This window comes from Deinococcus malanensis, from assembly GCF_014647655.1.
GTDB classification, from domain to species: domain Bacteria; phylum Deinococcota; class Deinococci; order Deinococcales; family Deinococcaceae; genus Deinococcus; species Deinococcus malanensis.
This window is the reverse complement of sequence record NZ_BMPP01000003.1, coordinates 106,264-127,684: the sequence shown is the minus strand read 5'-3', so window position 1 is coordinate 127,684 and position 21,421 is coordinate 106,264. Positions and strand designations below refer to the sequence as shown.

Sequence of the window (21,421 nt, the reverse complement as noted above, 5' to 3'; positions counted from 1 at the left end):
AGCAGCGTTCCCTGAAGACGCACGAGGATGAAACCATGACCATGAATTCACCACACTGGAAACAGCGCGCATGACACGCCCGGGCGCATCCCGCCAGCGGGTTCAGCGGGCCGACGGCCGGACCATCAACGTGGCGCGCCGGCGCGGGCACCTGAGCTACTGCTTTCACGGCTGCTGCTGTGGCCGCACCGACAAGGGCTACGTGGCTGCGCCCGTGGATACCTACAAGGACGAGTGGACCCGGCGCAAGATTCGCAATCAGGTTCACCTGACCAAGGCCGGCTGCCTGGGTCCCTGCGCGCTGTCGAACGTGGCCCATCTGGTTTTCGACGGGCACGACGTGTGGTTTCACTCGGTCAACGACGCCTGGCTGGTTGTGGCGATCTTCGACTACATCGGCGCCATGCTGGCGGCCGACGGGTTTCTGTCGCCGCCCCCGGAACTGCTGGAATACACCTTCAACTACTACACCTGGGACGCGGCCAGCGCCCTGCCCATGGCCGGACGCACGGATCCTGACGTGGCGGTCTCGCAGCCACCGGACGCCCTGTCAGGCGTGGCGTTCCTGACGCACGCTGATACCGACCTGCTGAACCTGCGTGCGGCCCAGGAAACCCTGCCGGACGATTTCGGTCCGGTCACCGGTGTCCCGCTGGGCGGCGTGCGCAGCGAGGCCCAGATGGCCACCCTGCTGTCCGGCGAGGTCGGGCGCGCGCAGGTGGTGCTGGTCCGTATTCACGGCAAATTCAGCGCGGTGCCGGGCGCTGAGCTGCTGCTGGCGCACGCGCGCAAGGCCGGTCAGGCGCTGCTGCTGGTCAGTGGGACCGGCGAGCCAGACGCCGAACTTGCCGCGCTGAGCCTCGCGCCAGCCCACACGCTGGACACCGCCAGGACTTACCTCGCGGCCAGCGGCTGGCAGAACACCCGTGAGCTGCTGGTTTCGCTGTCCGACACCCTGCGCCTGACCGCTTACGGCGCCGCCCCGCCCCTGGCCCTCCCGGAACACGGCGTCTATCACCCGGAGCTGCCCGAAAACGCCACGCTGGCGGACTGGCATCAGCGCCGCGACCCGGCCCGGCCGGCGGTTGGCGTGCTGTTCTACCGCGCTCACGCCCTGAGCGGCAACACCGGCTTCATCGACGCGCTGGTGGGGGCACTCGAGGAGACCGGGGCAGACGCCCTGCCGATCTTTACCACCAGCCTCAAGGACGTGGACGCACACGGCGATCCCAAAGCGTTCGGGCTGCTGCGTGGCGAGGTGGACGCCGTGATTTCCACGCTGTCGTTTGCCATGGCAGACGTTCAGGCGGGCGAAATCACGGCCGCCGGGGAGAACGTGGGGGCGCTCGCCCGCCTGGACGTGCCGGTCGTGCAGGGGTTGACCAGTGGTGGAGCGCGTGGACCATGGGAGACCAGCTCGCGTGGCCTGAGCCCGCTGGACACCGCTATGAACGTGGCCCTGCCCGAGTTCGACGGGCGGATCATCGGCGTGCCGTTCGCCTTCAAGGAGCAGGACGGCGTCGCCCGGCGGCTGGCGGCCGATCCGGAGCGCGCCGCCCGGCTGGCCGGCATCACCGTTCGGCTCGCGGCTCTGCGGCACAAACCCAACGCGGAAAAAAGAATCGCATTCGTGTTCACCAACAGCACCGCCAAGGCCTCGCAGGTCGGCAACGCGGTGGGGCTGGATTCGACAGCCTCGCTGCTGCAGGTGCTGCACGCCCTGAAGGCGGACGGCTACACAGTCGCCGACCTGCCCGCCACGTCCGATGAGCTGATGCACCGCCTGATCGAGCGCACCAGTTACGACACCACCCTGCTGACCCCATCGCAGCTGGCTCAGGCGGCCGCCCGCGTTCCGGCGGCGACCTACGAGCAGTGGTTCGCGGAACTGCCCGACACGATGCAGCGGCGCATGCGCCAGCAGTGGGGCGCGCCTCCCGGGGAAGCCTATGTACACGACGGCTCGCTGGCGCTGGCGGGGCTGCACTTCGGCAACGTCTTCGTGGCGCTGCAGCCCCCGCGTGGTTACGGCATGGATCCGGACGTCATCTACCACACGCCGGACCTACCGCCTACCCATCATTACCTTGCCCTGTACCGCTGGCTGCGCGAGCCCACCCAGCTGGGAGGTTTCGGGGCCGACGCCATGGTTCATGTCGGCAAGCACGGCACCCTGGAATGGCTGCCTGGCAAGGGCGTGGGACTCAGCGAGAAGTGCTTCCCGGACGCCGTGCTGGGTGACCTGCCGCTGTTCTACCCTTTTGTGATCAACGATCCCGGCGAGGGCACCCAGGCCAAACGCCGCGCGCACGCCACCATCCTGGACCACCTGCCGCCCCCCCTGACCCGGGCCGATACCTACGGTCCGCTGGCCGAACTGGCGGCACTGGTGGACGAGTACTACCAGCTCGAACTGCTCGACCCCAGCAAACTGCCGCTGCTGCAGGGCCAGATCTGGGACCTGGTGCAGCAGGCGGACCTGGGCACGGACCTGGGCAGCATGCTTCGGCGCGACCATGGCGACCACGTGCACGAATGGGACGAGGACTACACCGAGGAAGGCGTGCCGGTGACCCTCAGTGAAATGAACGGCGCCGACGTGGCGCACCTTCTGGAAGACATCGACGGCTACCTGTGCGAACTGGGCGCGGCGCAGATCCGGGGCGGCCTGCATACCCTGGGCCTGCCTCCGCAGGGAGAGGCGCTGGCTGAGATGCTGCGCGCGCTGACCCGGCTGTCCAATGCCGAAGTGCCGGGCCTGAACGCCGGCCTGTGCGAGGTCCTGGGGCTCGACCTGAACCGTCTGCTGGACGCCCCTGGTGAGCGCTTCGAAGCTCCGGCGGTTCTAGATTCACTGGCTGGCCGGCCGGTCCAGACCCACGGCGACGCGCTGGAAGTCCTGGACGAACTTGCCCTGCACCTGTACCAGGCGCTGGCTGACCATGACTTCGACCTGCAGGCGACCGGGGAGGTGCTGGCCCATACCCTGGGGGAACGGGACAACTATGGCCCCCTGCCCCTGACCCTGAAGTACGTCTGCGAGGCTCTCAAACCCAACCTGGACGCCACCACCGCCGAGATCACACATCTGCTCGCCGGGCTCTCCGGGCATTACGTGCCAGCAGGACCGAGCGGCGCTCCGTCGCGCGGGCAGGCACACATCCTGCCCACCGGACGCAACTTCTATGCGGTGGACCCGCGGGCCCTGCCGTCACAGGCAGCGTGGACCGTCGGCAGCCAGCTGGCGCGCGAGGTGCTGTCACGCCACCAGCGCGAAACCGGCGCCTACCCCGAACATGTGGCGATCAGCGTGTGGGGCACCAGCAACATGCGCACCCAGGGCGACGACATCGCCGAAATTTTTGCTCTGCTGGGCGTGCGCCCGGTGTGGCACCCGCAGAGCCGCCGCCTGGACGGCGTGGAGCTGATTCCGCTCTCCGAGCTGGGCCGGCCGCGCATCGACGTGACGGTGCGGATCAGCGGCTTTTTCCGTGACGCCTTGCCGCACCTGATCTCGCGGCTGGACGAAGCCTTCGCACTCGCCATGCACGCCGACGAGGACCCGGAGCAGAATTATCCGCGCAAGCACTTCCTGGCTGATCTGGAAGGCCGCCTGCAGGACCTGCCGCCGGAGGAGGCCGAAGCACGCGCGGCCTACCGGGTGTTCGGCAGCGCGCCGGGCACGTACGGGGCCGGCATCCTCGACCTGATTCACGAAGGCAACTGGCAGGGAGAGGAGGACTTCGCGCAGGTGTTTGTCAACTGGGGCGGCTACGCCTACACGGCCGCCGAGCAGGGCACCGACGCCCGGGAGGACTTCCGGGCGCGCCTCTCGCAGACGCAGCTGGTGCTGCACAACCAGGACAACCGCGAGCACGACATTTTCGACAGCGACGATTACCTGCAGTTCTTCGGCGGCATGATCGCCTCGGTGCGCCACCTCAGCGGCGCGCAGCCGCGCGGCTACTTCGGCGACAGCGCCAACCCCGAGCGGGCCCGCGTGCGTGACCTGAAGGAAGAATCGCTGCGGGTGTACCGCTCGCGGGTGGTGAATCCCAAATGGCTCGACGGCATCCGGCAGCATGGTTACAAGGGCGGGCTGGAGCAGACGGCCACCGTGGACTACCTGTTCGGCTTCGACGCTACAGCCGGGATTGCGCATGACTTCATGTACGAGGGCATCGCGCAGGCTTACGCGCTCGATCCGGTCAACCAGGCCTTTTTGCGAGACAGCAACCCCTGGGCGCTGAACGCCATCGCCACCCGGCTGCTGGAAGCCGAGGGGCGCGGGCTGTGGAGTCCGGAGCCCGCAACGCTGGCGGCCCTGCAGGGCCTGCTGGTGGAAAGTGAAGGTCTGCTGGAAGACCGCGGCGAAACAGCGCGGGTGAGCGGATGAGCCCACAGGTCCAGTACCCGCTGAGTGCGGTGGCGCACCAGCCCGAACTGCTGCTGGCGCTCTCGCTGCTGGCAGTGGCCCCGGAACTGGGCGGCGTCCTGATCCGGGGCGACCGCGGCGCAGCCAAAAGTACCGCTGCGCGTGGTCTGGCGTCGTTGCTGCCCGCACGCCCGGAGGGCGAAGCCGCGCCGTTCGTCAACCTGCCCCTGGGCGCCAGTGAAGACCGGGTGGTGGGCAGCCTGGACCTGCACGCCGCACTGCGCGGCGAGGCCCGGCTCAGGAGCGGCCTGATCGCCGCTGCCCACGGCGGCGTGCTGTATATCGACGAGGTCAACCTGCTCCCCGACCATCTGGTGGACGTCCTGCTGGACGCCGCCGCCATGGGCGTGCACCGGGTGCAGCGTGACGGCCTGAGCGTCGAGCAGCACGCCCGCTTTGCCCTGGTGGGCAGCATGAATCCCGAAGAGGGGGCGCTGCGGCCTCAGTTTCTGGACCGCTTTGGCCTGTGCGTGGATGTCCAGGCACCACGGGAAGCGGCGCAGCGCGCGGAAATCATGCGCCGGCGCATGGCTTTCGAGGCGGACCCGGACGGTTTTCTGGCCACCTGGCAGCCGCAGGAGACTGCCCTGCGTGAGCGGCTGCACGCAGCCCGGCAGTGGCTGCCGGGAGTCACCCTGCCGGACGCCCTGCTCACGGTAATCGCCACCCTCAGTGCCGAGTCCGGTGTGCGGAGCCTGCGTGCCGATCTGGTCCTGCACCGTGCGGCGAGGGCTCTGGCCGCGCTGGAGGGACGCGCGCAGGTCCACGAAGATGACCTGCATCAGGTGGCTCCGCTGGTTCTGATCCACCGCCGAGACCCCCGCCTGCCACCGCTGCCGCCTCCCCCGTCCCGGCCACCCCCGCCTGAACCGCCCTCCGCCCACAGCGAGCCGCCCGAGGCCGAACCCGAAGGGAGCAGCGACCAACACTCCGCACCGGACGCTCAGGAAGCCTCAGATACACAGGCAGCTCCAGAAGCACCGGAAGACGTTCTGCCTCCAACACCCGGAAGTGCTCCGGTGCGTCTGGCTGCCCTTCCAGCCGCGGGCCGGCACCCGGATGGCGGGACCCAGGGACGGGTGGTGAGAGCTGCGCCTGATTCGCAGACCAGCAGCCTGGCCCTGCCTGACACCCTTCGCGCTGCCCTGCTGCGCAGCGGCGGGAAGCCGTTTGAGCTGTCCCGCGCCGATTTCCACACACCGGTCCACGAGGAGCGTGGAGGTCGGCGGGTGCTGTTTGTCGCCGACACCAGCGGCAGCATGGGCGTGCAGGGCCGTATGGGCGCGGTTAAAGGCGCCATGCTGGCAGTGCTGGAGCAACAGGCGCGGCGCGACCGGGTGGCCCTGATCACCTTCCGTGCGACGGGAGCGGTGCGGGCGCTTGAATGGACTGCCGACGCCACGCTGGCCGAGGCCGCAATCACGGCAGTCCCGACCGGAGGCCGCACTCCGCTGGCTCACGCGCTGGTCCTGGCGCGCGAGGTTCTGGCGAACGAACCGGGCGCCGAACTGGTGCTGTTCACTGATGGCCGGGCGAACGTAGCGCTCTCGCCACAAGGTGACGCCTGGGCCGACGCGCTGGAAGCCGCCCGCGCCCTGGATGGTGTTCCAGCACTGGTCGTGGACACCGAAGCCGGGCATGTGCGGCTGGGCCGCGCACGAGCCCTGGCCGAAGTGCTGGGCGCGCGCCTGCAGCCACTCTCACCCACGCCAGTGGGGGCCCTGTGAAACGCATTGTGCTGGCCGCGCCTCACTCGGGCAGCGGCAAGACCACCGTCGCGTCGTTGCTGTGTCTGGCGCTGAGGCACTGGGGGCTGCGCGTGCAGCCGTTCAAGCTGGGTCCTGACTACCTGGACCCAACCCATCTGGGCCGCGCGGCAGGCAGAGCGGCCCGCAACCTCGACTCGTTCCTGCTGCCTCCTTCTAGGCTCAGCGAGCTGTTTGCCCGGGCAGCCGCGCAGGCCGACGTCAGTGTGCTCGAGGGCGTCATGGGCCTGTATGACGGCCGCAGTCCGCTGAGTGACGAGCATTCCACGGCTGATCTGGCGCGGTTGCTGGACGCCCCGGTAGTTCTGGTGATCGACGCCGGCGGAATGGCCCGGACCGTGGCAGCCATCGCCTCCGGTCTGCGGGATTTCGGTGCCGGGGTTCACGTCGCGGGCGTGATCCTCAACCGGGTGGGCAGTGAACGTCACGCCGAGCTGTGCGAGGCCGCGCTGGCCCAGGTCGGGTTGCCGGTGCTGGGCTTCGTGACCCGGGATGAGGCGCTGCATCTGCCTTCACGGCACCTGGGGCTGCTCAGCGCCGAGCAGGCCAGCTGGGACGAAGGGGCGGCCCTGAACGCCGCCCGGCACCTCCGGCTGGACGACATATTGAGCGCTGCACAGGCGCCGCCCCTGCCGGCGGCCCAGGTTCAGGCCCCTGCGCAGCCGGTGGCCCGGATCGGTTATGCCCTTGACGAAGCCTTTCATTTCTACTACCCCGATGCCCTGGACGAACTACGGGAGGCCGGCGCAGAGCTGGTGCCGTTCAGTCCACTGCGCGACCCGGAGCTGCCTGCCGGCATCGGCGGCCTGCTGCTGGGCGGCGGCTACCCGGAGGCCCACGCAGCGCAGCTCTCGGCGAACGTGTCCATGCGCCAGAGCGTCCGGGCCTTTGCGGCGTCCGGACGACCGGTGGTCGGCGAGTGCGGGGGGCTGATGTACCTCGCCGAGTCGCTGCAGGACCTTGAAGGGCAGACCCATGAGCAGTGCGGGGTCATTCCCTACCGCACCCGCATGCAGGGCCGCCTGACACTGGGGTACCGCGACGCCACCGCCCTGCACGACACGCCCCTGGCGCCTGGGGGCTCGACCCTGCGTGGGCACGAATTTCACTACAGCGCGCTGATGCACGAACCCACCCGCCCGGCCTACCGCTGGACGGCCCACGACGGCAGCGAGGTTCTCGAAGGCTACGCCCATGGCAATGTACTGGCCAGCTACCTGCACCTGCATTACGCGGCTGACCCCGCAACGGCCCGGCGGCTGGTCATGGCCTGCCTACCAGAGGCCAGGCCATGAGCCGCCGGGCGCTGCTGCTGGCCGTGGCCCTGGACGCCCTGGGGGAGCCACCTTCTGGCTGGCATCCAGTGGTGTGGATGGGTCATTACCTGAGCTGGGCGCGGCGGCGCTGGCGCGCGACCACCCCCGCCGGGCAGCTGCGCGAGGGCGCTGCAAGCTTGGCGCTGGGCGTAGGAATGGCCGGAAGCGCGGGTCTGCTGGCCTCGCGGGGTCCGTGGTGGGTGCAGGGCGCAGCCCTCAAACCTCTGCTGGCGCGAACGGCTCTGTTCGGCGCCGTGGGCGAGGTGCGGGCCGCACTGTCCCGCGACGACCTCAATGAAGCGCGGCGTCTGCTGGCCTGGCATCTGGTCAGCCGTGACACGTCGCAGCTCAGCGCTGCGGAGGTCGCCGGGGCAGCTATTGAAAGCCTTGCAGAAAATCTGTCGGACAGTGTCGTGGCGCCGCTGCTGGCCTTCCGGTTGGGCGGGCTGCCCCTGGCGGCGGCCTACCGCCTGTGCAATACCGCCGACGCGATGTGGGGATACCGCACACCGGAACTGGAGTGGGCTGGCAAAACGGCTGCCCACGCCGACGACCTGCTGAATCTCACGCCCGCGCGGCTGACCGCCGTGTGCACGTTGCTGGCGACTTGCGGGAGTGGTACCAGGGAGTGGGCCCGGGACCGTCGGCGAACCAGCAGCCCCAATGCCGGGCATCCCATGAGTGCCTTCGCGGGTGCGCTAGGCGTACGTCTCGACAAGCGCGGTGTGTATGTTCTGAACCCGGGGGGCCGCGAACCTGCCGCCGAGGATCTGGAGCATGCGCTGAGACTGGCGCGCACCACCGTGTTCGTGGCCGTGGTGGCCCTGATGCTGCCTGGACCGCGCAGAGGTCACGCTGCGGGAGGCCGGAAATGACGTTGCCGCCGCTGGTGCCCCGCGTTCCGCACGGCGGTCCGACCTCAGGGCCGTTTACAGGACTGGACTTCAGCGTCAACACCAATCCTTTCGGACCCAGTCCGGCGCTGCTGGAAGTGGTTCGGCAGGCCGACCACGCTACATACCCCGATCCGACCTACTTGGCGGTGCGCGAGACGCTGGCCGGGTGGCACGGCGTCAGCCCGCATAGGGTCTGTCTCAGCGTGGGGGCGTCGGATCTGCTGCACCGCCTGGTCCGTGCGTTCCTGCCAGCCGGAGACTCTCTGCTCAGCCTGCACGCTCCTTTTGGAGAGCTCGCTCGTGCCGCCACGTTGCAGGGCGCTGCGGTGCAGGTGATCTCCTCCATATCGGGAGACCTGCCGCCACAGGTGCGCCTGGTGTACGTGGGACACCCCCACAACCCCACCGGGCACAGGCTGCCCCCGGACGAGCTGCAGGCCCTGGCCGAAAGGTGCGGGTCTTCCGGCGCTCTGCTGATCCTGGATGAGGCCTATGCACCCTTCCTGCCCGCCGGTCCAGCGCCGCTGGGCCAAGCCGTTGTGCGTCTCCTTTCGCCGGGCAAGGCGCACGGGCTGGTGGGGGCGCGGCCCGCGTATGCCCTGGCCTCACCTGGGGTGGTGGCCCGCCTGGACAATCTGGCTCCGGCCTGGCACATCCCTGCTGGAACGGCGGCATTGCTGGCTGCGCTGCCGCAGGCACAGCCATTCCTGGACCTGACCATTCCCCGCGTGAGTGAACACGCGGCGGCACTGGCTTCACAGCTGGCCTGTTTCGGTCCGGTCGAGCACCACGGCACGCCCTACATGACGCTGACGGTGGGCGACGCGGCCGCCATGACGACACAGCTGCTGGCCCGCGGAATCCGGGTCCGCGACTGCACCAGCTACGGTCTTCCCAGGCGCGTCCGGCTCAGCACCCGGCTGCCGCAGGACAATGCTGCGCTGCAGGCCGCTCTACACTCACTCAGGGAGACAGGACAGTTTGATGGGTAAGGCAATCATGGTTCAGGGCTGCACCAGCAATGCAGGAAAGTCATATCTGGCGTCCGCTCTGTGCCGCATTCTGGCGGACGAGGGCCTGCGGGTCGCCCCGTTCAAGGCTCAGAACATGAGCAACAATGCTGGCGTGACGCCGGCCGGACTGGAAATGGGCCGCGCACAGCTGGTTCAGGCCCGGGCGGCGCGAGTCATTCCGGACGTCCGTATGAACCCGGTCCTGCTCAAGCCCGAGGCCGACACCCGGTCCCAGGTCGTGCTGCTGGGCAAGGCCCATCCTGAAATCACGGCGCTGCCCTGGCGGGAACGCAAGCCGCAGCTGTGGCCCTATGTCCAGGAGAGCCTGCACAGTCTGCTGGCCGAATTCGACGTGGTGGTCATCGAGGGGGCGGGCAGCCCGGCCGAGGTGAACCTGCGCGCCTCGGACATCGTGAACATGCGGGTGGCCCGCGAGGCCCGGGCGGCGGTCCTGCTCGCCTGCGACATCGACCGGGGCGGCGCATTCGCCCACCTGCTGGGAACGTGGCACTGCCTGGTTCCTGAGGAACGCGAACTCCTGGCGGGCTTCATTCTCAACCGCTTCCGGGGTGACGCCCGGCTCCTGTCCCCTGCCCCGGAATGGCTGCGCGAGCAGACCGGCGTGCCCACCGTGGGAGTCGTGCCGTGGCTGAACATCCCGCTGCCCGAGGAGGATGGCGTGGCCCTGGAACGTCCCGCTGCACCGGGAGGTCCGGCCGGGTTCGTGGGCATTGTCCAGCTGCCCCGGGTCTCCAACCTGGACGAGTTCGCGCCGCTGGGTGAGCGCGCCCGCTGGGTGGGTCGCCCGGAGGAGCTGAATGGCGCCCAGGCAGTCATCATTCCTGGCAGCAAGAGCACCGCTTCGGATCTGGGGTGGCTGCGGCACAGTGGACTGGCTGGAGCCATTACCCGGATGGCAGAAGCAGGGGTGCCGGTGCTGGGAGTGTGCGGCGGGTTGCAGATGCTGGGTCGCCGGGTACACGACCCTCACGGCGTCGAAGGTGGGGGTGATGTTCCCGGTCTGGGCCTGCTGAACCTGGAAACGGAGTTCGCGTCAGAAAAGACCACCCGCCTGACCCGACTGACCGACGCCGAAACCGGCCTTGCCCTGGAAGGCTATGAGATTCACCACGGCCAGACCCTTTCGGGGGCCGGCGTACAGGAACTCGCGCCGGGGCTGCTGTGGCGCTCCGGCAATGTGCGGGGTACCTATCTGCACGGCCTGCTGGAAAACCCGGCCTACCTGGAGCGCTTCCTGGGCTGGGCGGGTCTGCCGGCACCCGTGGGGCTGGACAGTCTTGATGCGCGGCTTGACGCCATCGCCGGTCAGGTAAAAGCCAGCCTGGACTGGCCGTATGTGCGAGGGTTGCTGTGAGCGGGCACGTGGTGTTCGTGACGGGTGGCGCGCGCAGCGGCAAGAGTGCCTTTGCCGAACGGTACGCGGCCCGCACTGGCGGGCCTGTCACCTACCTGGCCACCGCGCAGGCCTTCGACGAGGAGATGAAGGACCGCATCGCGCGCCACCGCTCGGACCGTCCGCCGGGCTGGCACACCCACGAGGAACCCCTGGAGGTGCCTGGGGCCCTGGCCTCCGCGTCCACCGCCACGGTGCTGCTCGACTGCCTGAGCCTGTGGGTCAGCAACCTGATGCTTGAAGGGCGCTCCGATGCCGACATCCTGGCGCAGACGGACCAGCTGCTCCGGGCCGCACGCATCCGGCGCGGCGTGACCGTTCTGGTGACCAACGAGGTGGGCTTTGGCATCGTGCCCGACAACGCCCTGGCGCGGCGGTACCGTGACGTGCTCGGCTGGGTCAACCAGCGCTGCGCCGCGGCAAGCAACGACGCGTATCTGCTGGCCAGCGGACTGCCCCTGACCCTGAAAGGAACCCCCCATGACCATCTCTGAGCACTTCACCACCGAACTCTTTTCCCTGATTCAGGCGGTCCAGCCTGCCGACCCTGCCGCCATGGACGCCGCCCGAAAGCGGCAGGCGCAGCTGACCAAACCGGCGGGCGCGCTGGGCGATCTGGAAGACCTCGCTGTGCGGCTGGCCGGCGTGTTCGGCACCGAGCGTCCCCACCCACGCGGTGTCGCTGTGATCGTGGCGGCGGGGGACCATGGGGTCGCAGCGGACGGCGTCAGTGCCTACCCGGCCGAAGTGACGCCGGCTATGGTGGCCAATTTTCTGGCCGACACGCCGGCCGGGCCGGGCGGCGCCGCCGTGAACGCCCTGGCCCGCACCGTGGGCGCACGGGTATACGTGATGGACGCCGGCGTGAATGCCGACCTGCCGGAGCACCCGGCCCTGATCCGCGCGGCCCGGCGGCGCGGCACCCGCAATCTGCGGGTGGAGGCCGCCATGACCCGGGAAGAGACTGAAGCCTTGATCCTGGCCGGCGCCGCTCTGGCCCGGCAGGCGATAGCCGACGGTGCGGATCTGGTAATTCCAGGAGAGATGGGCATCGGCAACACCACGCCGGCGGCAGCACTGACCGCCCGACTCCTGCGCCTGAACGCAGCACAGGTCACCGGACGGGGCACCGGCGTGGATGACCAGCGGCTCTCTCACAAGATCACGGTGATTCGCGAGGCGCTGGACCGCTCGGACGCCACTGACCCTCTGGACGTGCTGGCCGAGTTCGGTGGCTATGAGATCGCGGCCATGCTGGGCGTGATGCTCCAGGCGGCGGCGCTGCGGCGCGCGGTGATCCTGGACGGCTTCGTGGAAGGGGCGGCCGCCCTAGTCGGCGTGGCCCTGGCCCCTGCCCTGCGTGATTATCTGTTTCCAGCAGGAGAATGTGCCGAAGTGGGCCACGCGGCACAGTTGACATTTCTTAACCTGTCTCCCATGTTCCGCCTGGGGCTGCGTCTTGGGGAAGGCACTGGGGGCGTGCTGGCCGCGCCTCTGCTGCTTTCGGCGGCGGCTACCCTGCGGGAAATGCGCACCTTTGAAGAAGCGGGCATCCCGACCTGAGGCGATTGCGCACGTGAAATTCCGCACAGTGAGCACCTGACTAGGCAGGGTACGGTAGGCCCTACGCACTCTCCAACAGGTCGTGGCCACCGGGTTCTGCCCGGTGTAAGGCCAGCATTGTCCTGAACTCCCCCGTGGGAGTGCTGGTGGTCAGCCCTCGCCTCACCGGCCTGGCTGCCCTGGAGCCTCTATGACGATGCGCACCCCCTTGCTGCTTCTGCTCGCTCCACTGCTGCTTGCGCCCCTGCTCGCGGCCTGCAGCTCTGCCCAGACCAACAGCGTGGCCACCTCGCCATCCCCGGTCGTGGGCACGCCGCCGACCCTGAGCATCCAGTCGGTGCTTTCCTGGCAGGCGCTGAGGCAGGGTGACAGCGGCCGTGACGTGGTGACCCTGCAGTACCTGCTGCGGCACCACGGTTACAGCCTGAGTGTGGACGGCGCCTTCGGGCCGGGCACCGACAGCGTGGTGCGCAGCTTCCAGAGCAGCCGGGGCCTGGTGGTCGACGGCATCGTGGGTGGCAACACCTGGGAGAAACTGATCGTCACTGTGCGGCAGGGCGACAGCAGCAACGCTGTGCGGGCCGTACAGGATCAGCTGCGCAACGGGTACGGCTATGGCAGCGTCACGGTGGACGGGGCGGTCGGCAGCATCACGAACACTGCTGTGCGGGATTTCCAGAGCAAACGCGGCCTCAGTGTGGACGGGGTGGTGGGCCTGAATACCTGGCACGGGCTGGTCACGGGCAGCAGCACTGGCGGCACCAGCACCACCGCCAGCCTGGCCAACCAGATCCTGAATAACACCCGGATCACCCTGGGCACCAGCAGCAGCACCACCGGCGGCAGCCCCCGGCAGAACATCGTGGACACCGCCAACGGTCTTCCGGCCAGGCGCGGCTGTGCCAGCAATGCCAACTGCGGCCTGACGGTGTACCTGAAGCGCTCCATGCTGCAGGGCATGCTGAACATGGCCAACGCGGGCAACCGCTTTTACATCACGTCGGTCGCCGGTGGCGTGCACTCCACCTATTCGGACCACTACGCCGGGCTGGCCCTGGATATCGGTATCTGGAACGGCACGAGCCTTTCGACGCCGAACAGCGCGCATACCGCCGCGCGGAATGCCTGCATCGCGGCCGGATCGGATCCCAGTCAGACCTTCAATGCCTATAACGATTCCTCTGGCGGTCACAACAACCACGTGCACTGCGCCTGGAACTGAAGCCCTGAAAGCAGCCGGATCCAAACAATCGACAGCTGATGGACCAGCGGGGCCGAGGTTTCCCCTGGTCCCCGCTGCCCGTAGGAGTCCAATGAACGACTCACTGACCCGCCGTGACCTGCTGCGCTGGAGCGCCCTGCTGGGAGGCAGCGCCCTGCTGGCCAGCTGCGGACTTCAGGCCCCGCCCATAGCCGACCTGCCCCTGAACACGCACGCCGTGACCGCACCGAACATCTCCAGCACGACAACCTGGAAGGCCCAGCCTCCCAAGGAGCCCATTACCCTACTCGACGCGCGGCCCACCCGGATCATCGTGCACCACACCGCCAGCGCCAACGTGACCGACTACTCGCAGGCCCAGGCCTTTTCCCTGGCACGCTCGATCCAGCAGAGTCACTTTGACCGCGGCTGGATTGACTCCGGACAGCAGTTCACCATCAGCCGGGGCGGCTATGTCGTCGAGGGCCGGCACCGCAGTCTGGAGGCAGCCCAGGGAGGCACCCGCCACGTGCGCGGCGCGCACTGCGACGGCTTCAACGATGTCTCGGTGGGCATTGAGAACGAGGGCACCTATATGACGGTCTCGCCGCCGGCAGGTCAGTACTCGGCGCTGGTCAGCCTCTGCGCGTGGCTGTGCCAGCAGTACGGAATTCCGGCCACCGAGTTGTACGGGCACCGGGATTTCAACAACACCGCGTGCCCCGGCGACCTTCTGTACAGTCAGCTGCCTCAGTTGCGCAAGGACGTGGCGGCGCGGGTGGGCGTCAGCGTCAGGATCTGGCCCACCACCCGCAGCGGCCAGACCGGGGACCGGGTCCGAAGTGCCCAACGCCTGCTGATCTCCCACGGTCAGAGCCTGACGGCTGACGGCAGCTACGGACCGGCCACAGCCAGCGCGGTCAGTGCGTTTCAAAGCAGCGCCGGGCTGACGCCCGACGGCGTGATCGGTTCAGCCACCTGGGAGCGGCTGATCCGCACGGTGCGCCGCGGTGACAGCGGACCGGCTGTTCAGGCCGCTCAGGGGCAGCTGGCCGCGCGCGGATACGCCGTCACCGTGGACGGCCTTTTCGGCGCTGGCACCGAGTCGGCCGTCCGAAGCTTCCAGTCCAGCCGGGGCCTGACTTCCGACGGCATTGTCGGGCCCAACACCTGGCACGCCCTGGAAAGCTGAACCGGGCAGCCAAACCAGGAGCGCTTCACATTGGTGACGCGCTTTCCTGGTGGTCAGCCTGCTGCTTCCCTCCGAGTGTAACCACCCCGTAACGACGCGACCATAAGGTGAGAACCGCCCCAGAATTCACCTGACCGCTCCTTCCTGCCTGCAGGAGGGCACCCGGTCAACCTGCCGAGGTCAACCATGAAGCGTTCCTGCCTTGCCCTCCTTCTCCCGTTCCTCCTGGCCGCCTGTTCTCAGCAGGCGCAGCTTCCGGCTGCCGAACTGCCGAGCGGGCCGGACACCACTGCCCCAGGCCTGCGCGCCCAGGCCACCGGCTACTGGGTCTCCGGCACGTACTCGAACGCCTACGGTGCGCGTTACTACCGCCTGTGGGTCCCAGCCAGCTACGACGGCGCCACGGCCCGTCCCATGATGGTGATGCTCCACGGCTGTACCCAGAATGGCTACGACTTTGCGGCCGGCACCCGCATGAATGCCATTGCCGACGCGCGCAATTTTCTGGTGCTGTATCCGGAACAGGGCACGGCCTACAACAGCTATGACTGCTGGAACTGGTTTTACGACGTCAATCAGCACCGCGGCTCCGGCGAGCCGTCGATCATCGCCGGCATGATCTCCCTGGTCAAGAGCAATTACTGGGTGGACAATGCCCGCGTGGGCGTGGCCGGGCTCTCGGCAGGTGCCGCCATGGCCAACATCATGGGCTGCACCTACCCGGACCACATCCGCAGGGTGGCTGCCTTTGCCGGGGTGATGTACCGGGGCGCCACCACGGCAACCGGCGCGAGCAGCACCATGAGCTCCGGCAGCCCTTATGACCCGAACGAGCGCGGCACGTCCTGTTACAACGAGATGGGCACCCGCAAGCGCGTGATGCCGACCCTGCTGTTCCACGGCACGTCGGACAGCACGGTCAGCATTACCAACACCCACCAGACCGGAGCCCAGTGGGCCCAGACCAACGACCTGGCCTACGACGGCCTGGACGACGGCGACATCGACAACACCGCTGATGCCAGGGTCAGCGGCACCGCCTGCCGCTCGTTCACCCGTTACGACTACAGGAACAGTGCCACGGGCGGCACCGTGATGCAGAAATACATCATCAGCGGTCTGGGACATGCCTGGTCGGGTGGAAGCACCGCCGGGACCTATACCGACCCTTGCGGCCCGGACGCCAGCACGCTGGTGGCCAACTTCTTCGGCTTCTGAGCACGTGACCACGCCACCAGAGGGGCCAGCCGGCCCCTTTTTCTGTGGGGGCTGCTCTGGCCCGGCCGGCCAGCCAGACCGGCGTGCCCTCACTCCTGCTGACAGACCGCTGACAGACCAGTGACGCCCGGCTGACAAACGGCATGCACTCTGTCAGGCATGAAGAAGACCTTCCTCATGGGCCTGGCCCTGATGATGACCGCCACCGCCAGTGCGCAGAGCATTACCGGCGCGGGCGCCAGCTTCCCCTTTCCCCTGTACAGCAAGATGTTCGCCGAATACAAGAAGGACAAGGGCGTTGACGTCAACTACCAGTCGGTGGGCTCCGGCTCCGGACAGAAGCAGATCACCGAGCGCACCGTGGACTTCGCCGGCAGCGACAATCCCATGAGCGACGAGCAGCTCAAGGCCGCCCCGGACAAACTGCTGCACATCCCTACCGCCATCGGCGCCGTCGTGCCCGCCTACAACCTGCCCGGCGTGACCGAGCCCCTCAAGTTCACCGGTCAGGTCCTGGCCGACATCTACCTGGGCAAGATCCGCACCTGGAACGATAAGAAGATCACCAGCCTCAACCCCGGTGTGACGATCCCCCCCCTGCCCATTCAGGTCGCCCGACGCAGCGACGGCTCCGGCACGACCTACGTGTTCGCCGACTACCTGGCCAAGATGAGCAGCGAGTGGAAAAGCAAGGTCGGCGTGGGCAACAGCCTGCAGTGGCCGGTCGGCACCGGCGCCCGGGGCAACGACGGCGTGGCGGGCATTGTGAAAAGCACGCCCGGCGCCATCGGTTACGTGGAGCTGGTCTACGCCAAGCAGAACAAGCTGACCTACGGCAGCGTCCGTAACCGTGCCGGCAAGTACATCCTGGCCGACAACGGTCCCGCCAGCCTGGCCGCGCAGGGCGTGGTCATCCCGGCCGATACCCGCGTGAGCATCACCAACAGCGCCAACGCCGGCGCCTACCCGATTGCCAGCTTTACCTACGTGATCTTCTACCAGGACCAGAAGTATGGCAACCGCAGCGAAGCCCAGGCCAAGGCACTCAAGAACCTGCTGAGCTGGATGGTGTCCACCGGCCAGCAGTACAACGAGTCGCTCGACTACGCCAAGCTGCCCTCCAGCGTCGCCAGCAAGGCCCGCAGCATCATCGGCAAGATGACCTACGGCGGCAAGAAGATCTAATTCCCTGCACCTCCACGGGGCGGCCTCCAGCGCGGGGCCGCCCGTTGTCATGCCTGGGAACCGCCGGGTACATAGCGTGCCTGCAGCGCCCTGACGTTTCCTTGACCTGCGTCCTATGAACTGTAGGCACCCACTCCGGAGGGGACCACACGCCCATGACCCAACCCATCAACCCCCGCCCCACCACGACACCACCGTCCCGTGCCCGGCTGTCCAGCCGCAGTGACCGGGCATTCGAACTGCTGATTCTGGCGCTGGCCAGCGTCATCGTGCTGGTGTTCGTGCTGAGCCTCTACCTGTTGGGCAAGGAATCCTGGCCGGCCCTGCAGCGTTTCGGCCTTGAATTCTTCACACAGCGGACCTGGAACCCGGTCAACAGCCAGTTCGGGGCCGCCGCGATGATTGCCGGCACCCTGGTGACCAGCCTGGTCGCGCTGGCCATCAGCGTGCCACTGGCTATCGCCAGTGCCCTGTTCGTGGCCGAATACGCGCCGAAATGGCTGGCCAATCCGGTCGGCTACCTGATCGAGCTGCTGGCGGCGGTGCCCAGCGTGGTGTACGGGCTGTGGGCGCTGTTCGTAGTTGCACCGATCCTGGGACGCTGGCAGACCACCTTCTTCGTCAACCCGGAAAACCTCCAACTGCTGACCCGCTGCCAGGACCTGTGGAACAACAACCAGACCACGCTGCAGTGCTTCTTCGTGCCGTCCAGTGCCAGCGGACGCGGCCTGGCGCTGGCCATCGTGATCCTGACGGTCATGATCCTGCCTTATACCGCGTCGGTGGCACGCGACGTGATCCGGCTGGTGCCGCAGGACCAGCGCGAGGCGATGTATGCGCTGGGCGCCACCAAGTGGGAAGTGATCAGCCGCGCGATCCTGCCCTACGCCCGGGCAGGCATCCTGGGCGGTGTGATCCTGGCGCTGGGACGTGCGCTGGGCGAGACGCTGGCGGTGGCCATGGTCATTGGCGACAGCCAGGACATCCTGAAAAGCATCTGGGGCAACGCCAGCACCATGGCCAGCGTCATCGCCAACCAGTTCGGTGACGCGCAGGAAACGCTACACCGCTCCAGTGTGGTAACCCTGGGCTTTGCCCTGTTCTTCGTGAGTGTGCTCGTCAACTACGTGGCCCGGCTGGTTATCGCGCGCCTGACGCCCCAGGGAATCAAATGATGCGCGCCGCGACTGCTCCCCGGGCGAACAAGGTCCTGCTCTCGCCGGCCCGGAGAATCAAGAACCTGCTGATGGGCGCACTGATTCTGCTGGCCACCCTGCTGGTCGTGGCTCCGCTGATTCTGATTTTCGCCTACCTGCTGCGCGAGGGCGTCGGTGCGCTGAATGCCGACTTCTTTACCAAGACGCCCGCCCCTGAGGGCGAGACGGGCGGCGGCCTTCTGAACGCCATCACCGGTAGCCTGACCATGCTGGGTATGGCAAGCGTGATCGGGGTACTGGTAGGAGTGGCCGGCGGCATCTTCCTGGCCGAGTATCCCCGCCACCCGCTGATGCCCACCATCCGCATGCTGAGCGACGTACTGGCCGGCATTCCCGCCATCGTGATGGGCCTGGTCGCCTACGGTCTGATCGTGCTGACCTTCGGATTCTCCGGGCTGGCCGGGGCGCTGGCGCTGGGCTTCCTGATGATCCCCATCGTGGTGCGCACCACCGAGGAGGTCCTCAAGCTGGTGCCGCACACCGTGCGCGAGGCGGGGCTGGCCCTGGGACTCCCGCAGTGGCTGGTTATCCTGAAGATCGTGCTTCCTGCCGCCACCGGTGGCATCGTGACCGGCGTGATGCTGGCGCTTGCCCGCGTGGCTGGCGAGGCCGCTCCGCTGCTCTTTACTGCTTTCGGCAACCCCAACGTGAACCTGAACCCGCTGGAACCCATGAGCGCACTCCCCCTGGAGATTTACCGTGGTGCGACCAGTGCCTACGACGAGAACCAGCGCATGGCCAAGGCCGGCGCCCTGCTGCTGATCACCCTGATTTTCGTCACCAGTCTGCTGGCGCGCCGCTTCAGCCGCCGCTGACCGTACCCCCATTCAAGGAGCCCTGACCAACCCATGACCCCCCTGCTCACCGCCAACGACGTCAGCATCTTCTACGGCGACAAACAAGCCGTGAAAAACGTCAACCTGGAATTTGCCCGCGGCACCGTCAATGCCCTGATCGGCCCGTCGGGTTGTGGCAAGACCACGTTCCTGCGCGCCATCAACCGCATGCATGACCTGACCCCCGGAGCGCGGGTCACCGGCCGGATTGTGCTGGACGGTCAGGACGTCTACGAGCCCGGCGTCGATCCGGTGGCCATGCGCCGGCGCGTGGGCATGGTGTTTCAAAAGCCCAACCCCTTCCCCACCATGAGTGTGTTCGACAACGTGGTGGCGGGCCTGAAGCTCGCTGGCATGCGGGATCGCCGACAGCTGATGGAGGTTGCCGAGCGCTCCCTGCGCGGTGCGGCGCTGTGGGATGAGGTCAAGGACCGCCTCTCCTCGCCGGCCACGGGTCTGTCGGGCGGGCAGCAGCAACGGCTGTGCATTGCCCGTGCGCTGGCCGTCGAGCCCGAGATCCTGCTGATGGATGAGCCGACCAGTGCGCTTGACCCCGCCAGCACGGCCCGCATTGAGGACCTGATGACCGACCTGAAAAAGGTCACCACCATCGTGATCGTGACGCACAACATGCATCAGGCGGCGCGCGTCAGCGACACCACCTCGTTCTTCCTGGTGGGTGACATGGTCGAGCACGGCGCGACCGCACAGATATTCCAGGCGCCCCAGGACGAGCGGACCGAAGCTTATGTGTCGGGCCGCTTCGGCTGAGAGCCGCGGGGCTGATTGCGCAGTGGGCGACATGACGTGTCATGTCGCCCACTGCAAGCTGAAGGTTTTGTCGTAGCTACACAGTGTTGCACTGAAAAATCATTGACCGACGGCGCACCAATGCTTCATGCGCTCTCAGGAACGCGACGAGGCCCCTTCAACTTCGATGTTGCCTTGCTGCATCATCGCATCTGCAGCGTGCAGGCCGACGCCCCGCTGTGGATGATCGGCCTCACTCAGAGCGACCACCACAGTGCTCCGGACCAATCGTGTTCACGGGCTTCAGCCCTCACTCCGGAATGAGGGCCCTGAGCGCCTCAACCAGCGTGCCCACGAAGTTCCGTCTGGTTTCGTCGTCCAGCAGGTCCAGGGACAGAAAAGGATTCAGGTCCTCGTGTTCCACCAGCAGCAGGCGACCATCTGGGGTGCGGCAGGCGTCCACCCTTTGAATCCCGTGCTTCATGGCATTCCATTCGATAAACAGCCTGGAGAACGCCAGGTCGTCCGGCGAGGGACGGTACAACTCCAGCGCCCAGCGCCGGCGCTTGTCCGCAGTGTACAGTGCGTACTGGAACACATCGTTGAGGTAATAGAACGACACTTCGTACTCGAAATCCACCCATGGCTGGATCAGTGTTCCGGATGGCAGGTTCCCGAAGGTCAGCAACTCCTGCTTCGCAGCAACTCTGATTCCATGAGAATCGGCGCCATTCATGGGTTTGGTAAGGTACCGGTCGCTGTCCGGCAGGAGGTCAAGCTCGGCGAGACCATTTACCGTGGGGATCACGGGATAGTGCTGCCTTGTGAGGTCTACAAGGTACTGCTTGCCTTTCATGTCGCCCTTGCCGTCCAATGAGTTGAACACCGCGCAGTTCCTTGCAGACATTCTTGCCGTAAACAACTCGTATTCACGTGCGTAAGCCGCGACCGGCCCAGCATTGCGAAACAGAATCACGTCGGCACTGTCCTCAAAGGCCTCACTGTGTCTGGGATGGCACAGCGCCACATGAAACGATTTCTGTAATTCCTCTGTCAGGTACAGGTCCTCAGCGGAATAGTTCCGGCTGTTGGTCTGGTAATGCAGGTCAGTGAGGACAAGCAGATTCCTCACATCAACACCAGGGGCGGCAGGGAGTCGTTCGGGCGGATATTCATCTGTCCGCGACTATAGGGGGAAAGTGCGTGCGGCAGCGGTGGCCGTGTGTCTTCAATCTCCCTGCGTAGTTCAGAAGCCCAGACGCCCAAAGCAATGTTCCATGGATCCAGTCGTTCCTGGAATTGAGCGCGCACCCTAAAGAACCCGAAGGTAGGCCCTGTGTCTAGAGGGTGAGGCTTTCCCGGTCATCCATAGCCCGTGTGACGCGGTCAACACCTCTCCCGTCTATGGTCAGCACTTTG

The 21,421-nt window shown here is 67.1% G+C and carries 16 protein-coding genes; 15 read left to right on the top strand and 1 reads right to left on the bottom strand.

What is annotated here, in order from left to right; all coding sequences use genetic code 11:
- Window positions 1-70: 70 nt before the first annotated feature.
- The 15 genes from cobN to pstB all read left to right on the top strand — a co-directional run bounded on the left by cobN (window position 71) and on the right by pstB (window position 20,023).
- Window positions 71-4,396 carry a cobaltochelatase subunit CobN gene (cobN, locus tag IEY49_RS04600; protein ID WP_189005023.1) on the top strand — a complete coding sequence of 1,442 codons (4,326 nt, stop codon included), beginning with the start codon at window positions 71-73 and terminating at the stop codon, window positions 4,394-4,396.
- Window positions 4,393-6,162 (top strand): VWA domain-containing protein, encoded by a 1,770-nt coding sequence (locus IEY49_RS04595; protein WP_189005022.1) that lies wholly within the window; start codon window positions 4,393-4,395, stop codon window positions 6,160-6,162. The genes cobN and IEY49_RS04595 overlap by 4 nt, the downstream gene beginning before the upstream one ends.
- Window positions 6,159-7,496 carry a cobyrinic acid a,c-diamide synthase CobB gene (locus IEY49_RS04590; protein WP_189005021.1) on the top strand — a complete coding sequence of 446 codons (1,338 nt, stop codon included), beginning with the start codon at window positions 6,159-6,161 and terminating at the stop codon, window positions 7,494-7,496. Before IEY49_RS04595 ends, IEY49_RS04590 begins: the two co-directional genes overlap by 4 nt.
- Window positions 7,493-8,392: an adenosylcobinamide-phosphate synthase CbiB gene (gene cbiB, locus IEY49_RS04585; RefSeq protein ID WP_189005020.1), complete on the top strand. Its 900-nt coding sequence runs from the start codon at window positions 7,493-7,495 to the stop codon at window positions 8,390-8,392. Before IEY49_RS04590 ends, cbiB begins: the two co-directional genes overlap by 4 nt.
- On the top strand, window positions 8,389-9,405 hold the full coding sequence (locus IEY49_RS04580; protein WP_189005019.1) for a pyridoxal phosphate-dependent aminotransferase: 1,017 nt from the start codon (window positions 8,389-8,391) through the stop codon (window positions 9,403-9,405). Before cbiB ends, IEY49_RS04580 begins: the two co-directional genes overlap by 4 nt.
- Entirely contained in the window at window positions 9,398-10,801 is a 1,404-nt protein-coding gene (locus IEY49_RS04575) for a cobyric acid synthase (RefSeq protein WP_229780627.1), read from the top strand. The genes IEY49_RS04580 and IEY49_RS04575 overlap by 8 nt, the downstream gene beginning before the upstream one ends.
- Window positions 10,798-11,334: a bifunctional adenosylcobinamide kinase/adenosylcobinamide-phosphate guanylyltransferase gene (gene cobU, locus IEY49_RS04570; protein WP_189005018.1), complete on the top strand. Its 537-nt coding sequence runs from the start codon at window positions 10,798-10,800 to the stop codon at window positions 11,332-11,334. The genes IEY49_RS04575 and cobU overlap by 4 nt, the downstream gene beginning before the upstream one ends.
- Window positions 11,321-12,403 carry a nicotinate-nucleotide--dimethylbenzimidazole phosphoribosyltransferase gene (gene cobT, locus IEY49_RS04565; protein WP_189005016.1) on the top strand — a complete coding sequence of 361 codons (1,083 nt, stop codon included), beginning with the start codon at window positions 11,321-11,323 and terminating at the stop codon, window positions 12,401-12,403. The genes cobU and cobT overlap by 14 nt, the downstream gene beginning before the upstream one ends.
- A gap of 190 nt (window positions 12,404-12,593) precedes the next feature.
- Window positions 12,594-13,625: a peptidoglycan-binding domain-containing protein gene (locus tag IEY49_RS04560; protein WP_229780626.1), complete on the top strand. Its 1,032-nt coding sequence runs from the start codon at window positions 12,594-12,596 to the stop codon at window positions 13,623-13,625.
- A 91-nt stretch (window positions 13,626-13,716) separates the two neighbouring features.
- Window positions 13,717-14,796, top strand: coding sequence for a peptidoglycan recognition protein family protein (locus IEY49_RS04555; protein ID WP_189005014.1), 1,080 nt, complete (start codon window positions 13,717-13,719; stop codon window positions 14,794-14,796).
- A 186-nt stretch (window positions 14,797-14,982) separates the two neighbouring features.
- On the top strand, window positions 14,983-16,014 hold the full coding sequence (locus IEY49_RS04550) for an extracellular catalytic domain type 1 short-chain-length polyhydroxyalkanoate depolymerase (RefSeq protein ID WP_189005012.1): 1,032 nt from the start codon (window positions 14,983-14,985) through the stop codon (window positions 16,012-16,014).
- Between the two features lie 159 nt (window positions 16,015-16,173).
- Complete coding sequence (gene pstS, locus IEY49_RS04545; protein WP_189005010.1) at window positions 16,174-17,199, top strand: phosphate ABC transporter substrate-binding protein PstS; 1,026 nt, start codon at window positions 16,174-16,176, stop codon at window positions 17,197-17,199.
- Window positions 17,200-17,354: 155 nt separating this feature from the next.
- Complete coding sequence (gene pstC / locus IEY49_RS04540) at window positions 17,355-18,374, top strand: phosphate ABC transporter permease subunit PstC (RefSeq protein WP_189005008.1); 1,020 nt, start codon at window positions 17,355-17,357, stop codon at window positions 18,372-18,374.
- Window positions 18,371-19,231 (top strand): phosphate ABC transporter permease PstA, encoded by an 861-nt coding sequence (gene pstA / locus IEY49_RS04535; protein ID WP_189005006.1) that lies wholly within the window; start codon window positions 18,371-18,373, stop codon window positions 19,229-19,231. Before pstC ends, pstA begins: the two co-directional genes overlap by 4 nt.
- Before the next feature lie 33 nt (window positions 19,232-19,264).
- A complete protein-coding gene (gene pstB, locus IEY49_RS04530) occupies window positions 19,265-20,023 on the top strand; it encodes a phosphate ABC transporter ATP-binding protein PstB (RefSeq protein WP_189005004.1) in 759 nt (252 codons plus the stop codon).
- 289 nt (window positions 20,024-20,312) lie between these two features.
- Here the strand turns inward: pstB and IEY49_RS04525 are convergent, their stop codons facing one another.
- Complete coding sequence (locus IEY49_RS04525) at window positions 20,313-21,134, bottom strand: hypothetical protein (protein ID WP_189005003.1); 822 nt, start codon at window positions 21,132-21,134, stop codon at window positions 20,313-20,315.
- Window positions 21,135-21,421 lie beyond the last annotated feature (287 nt).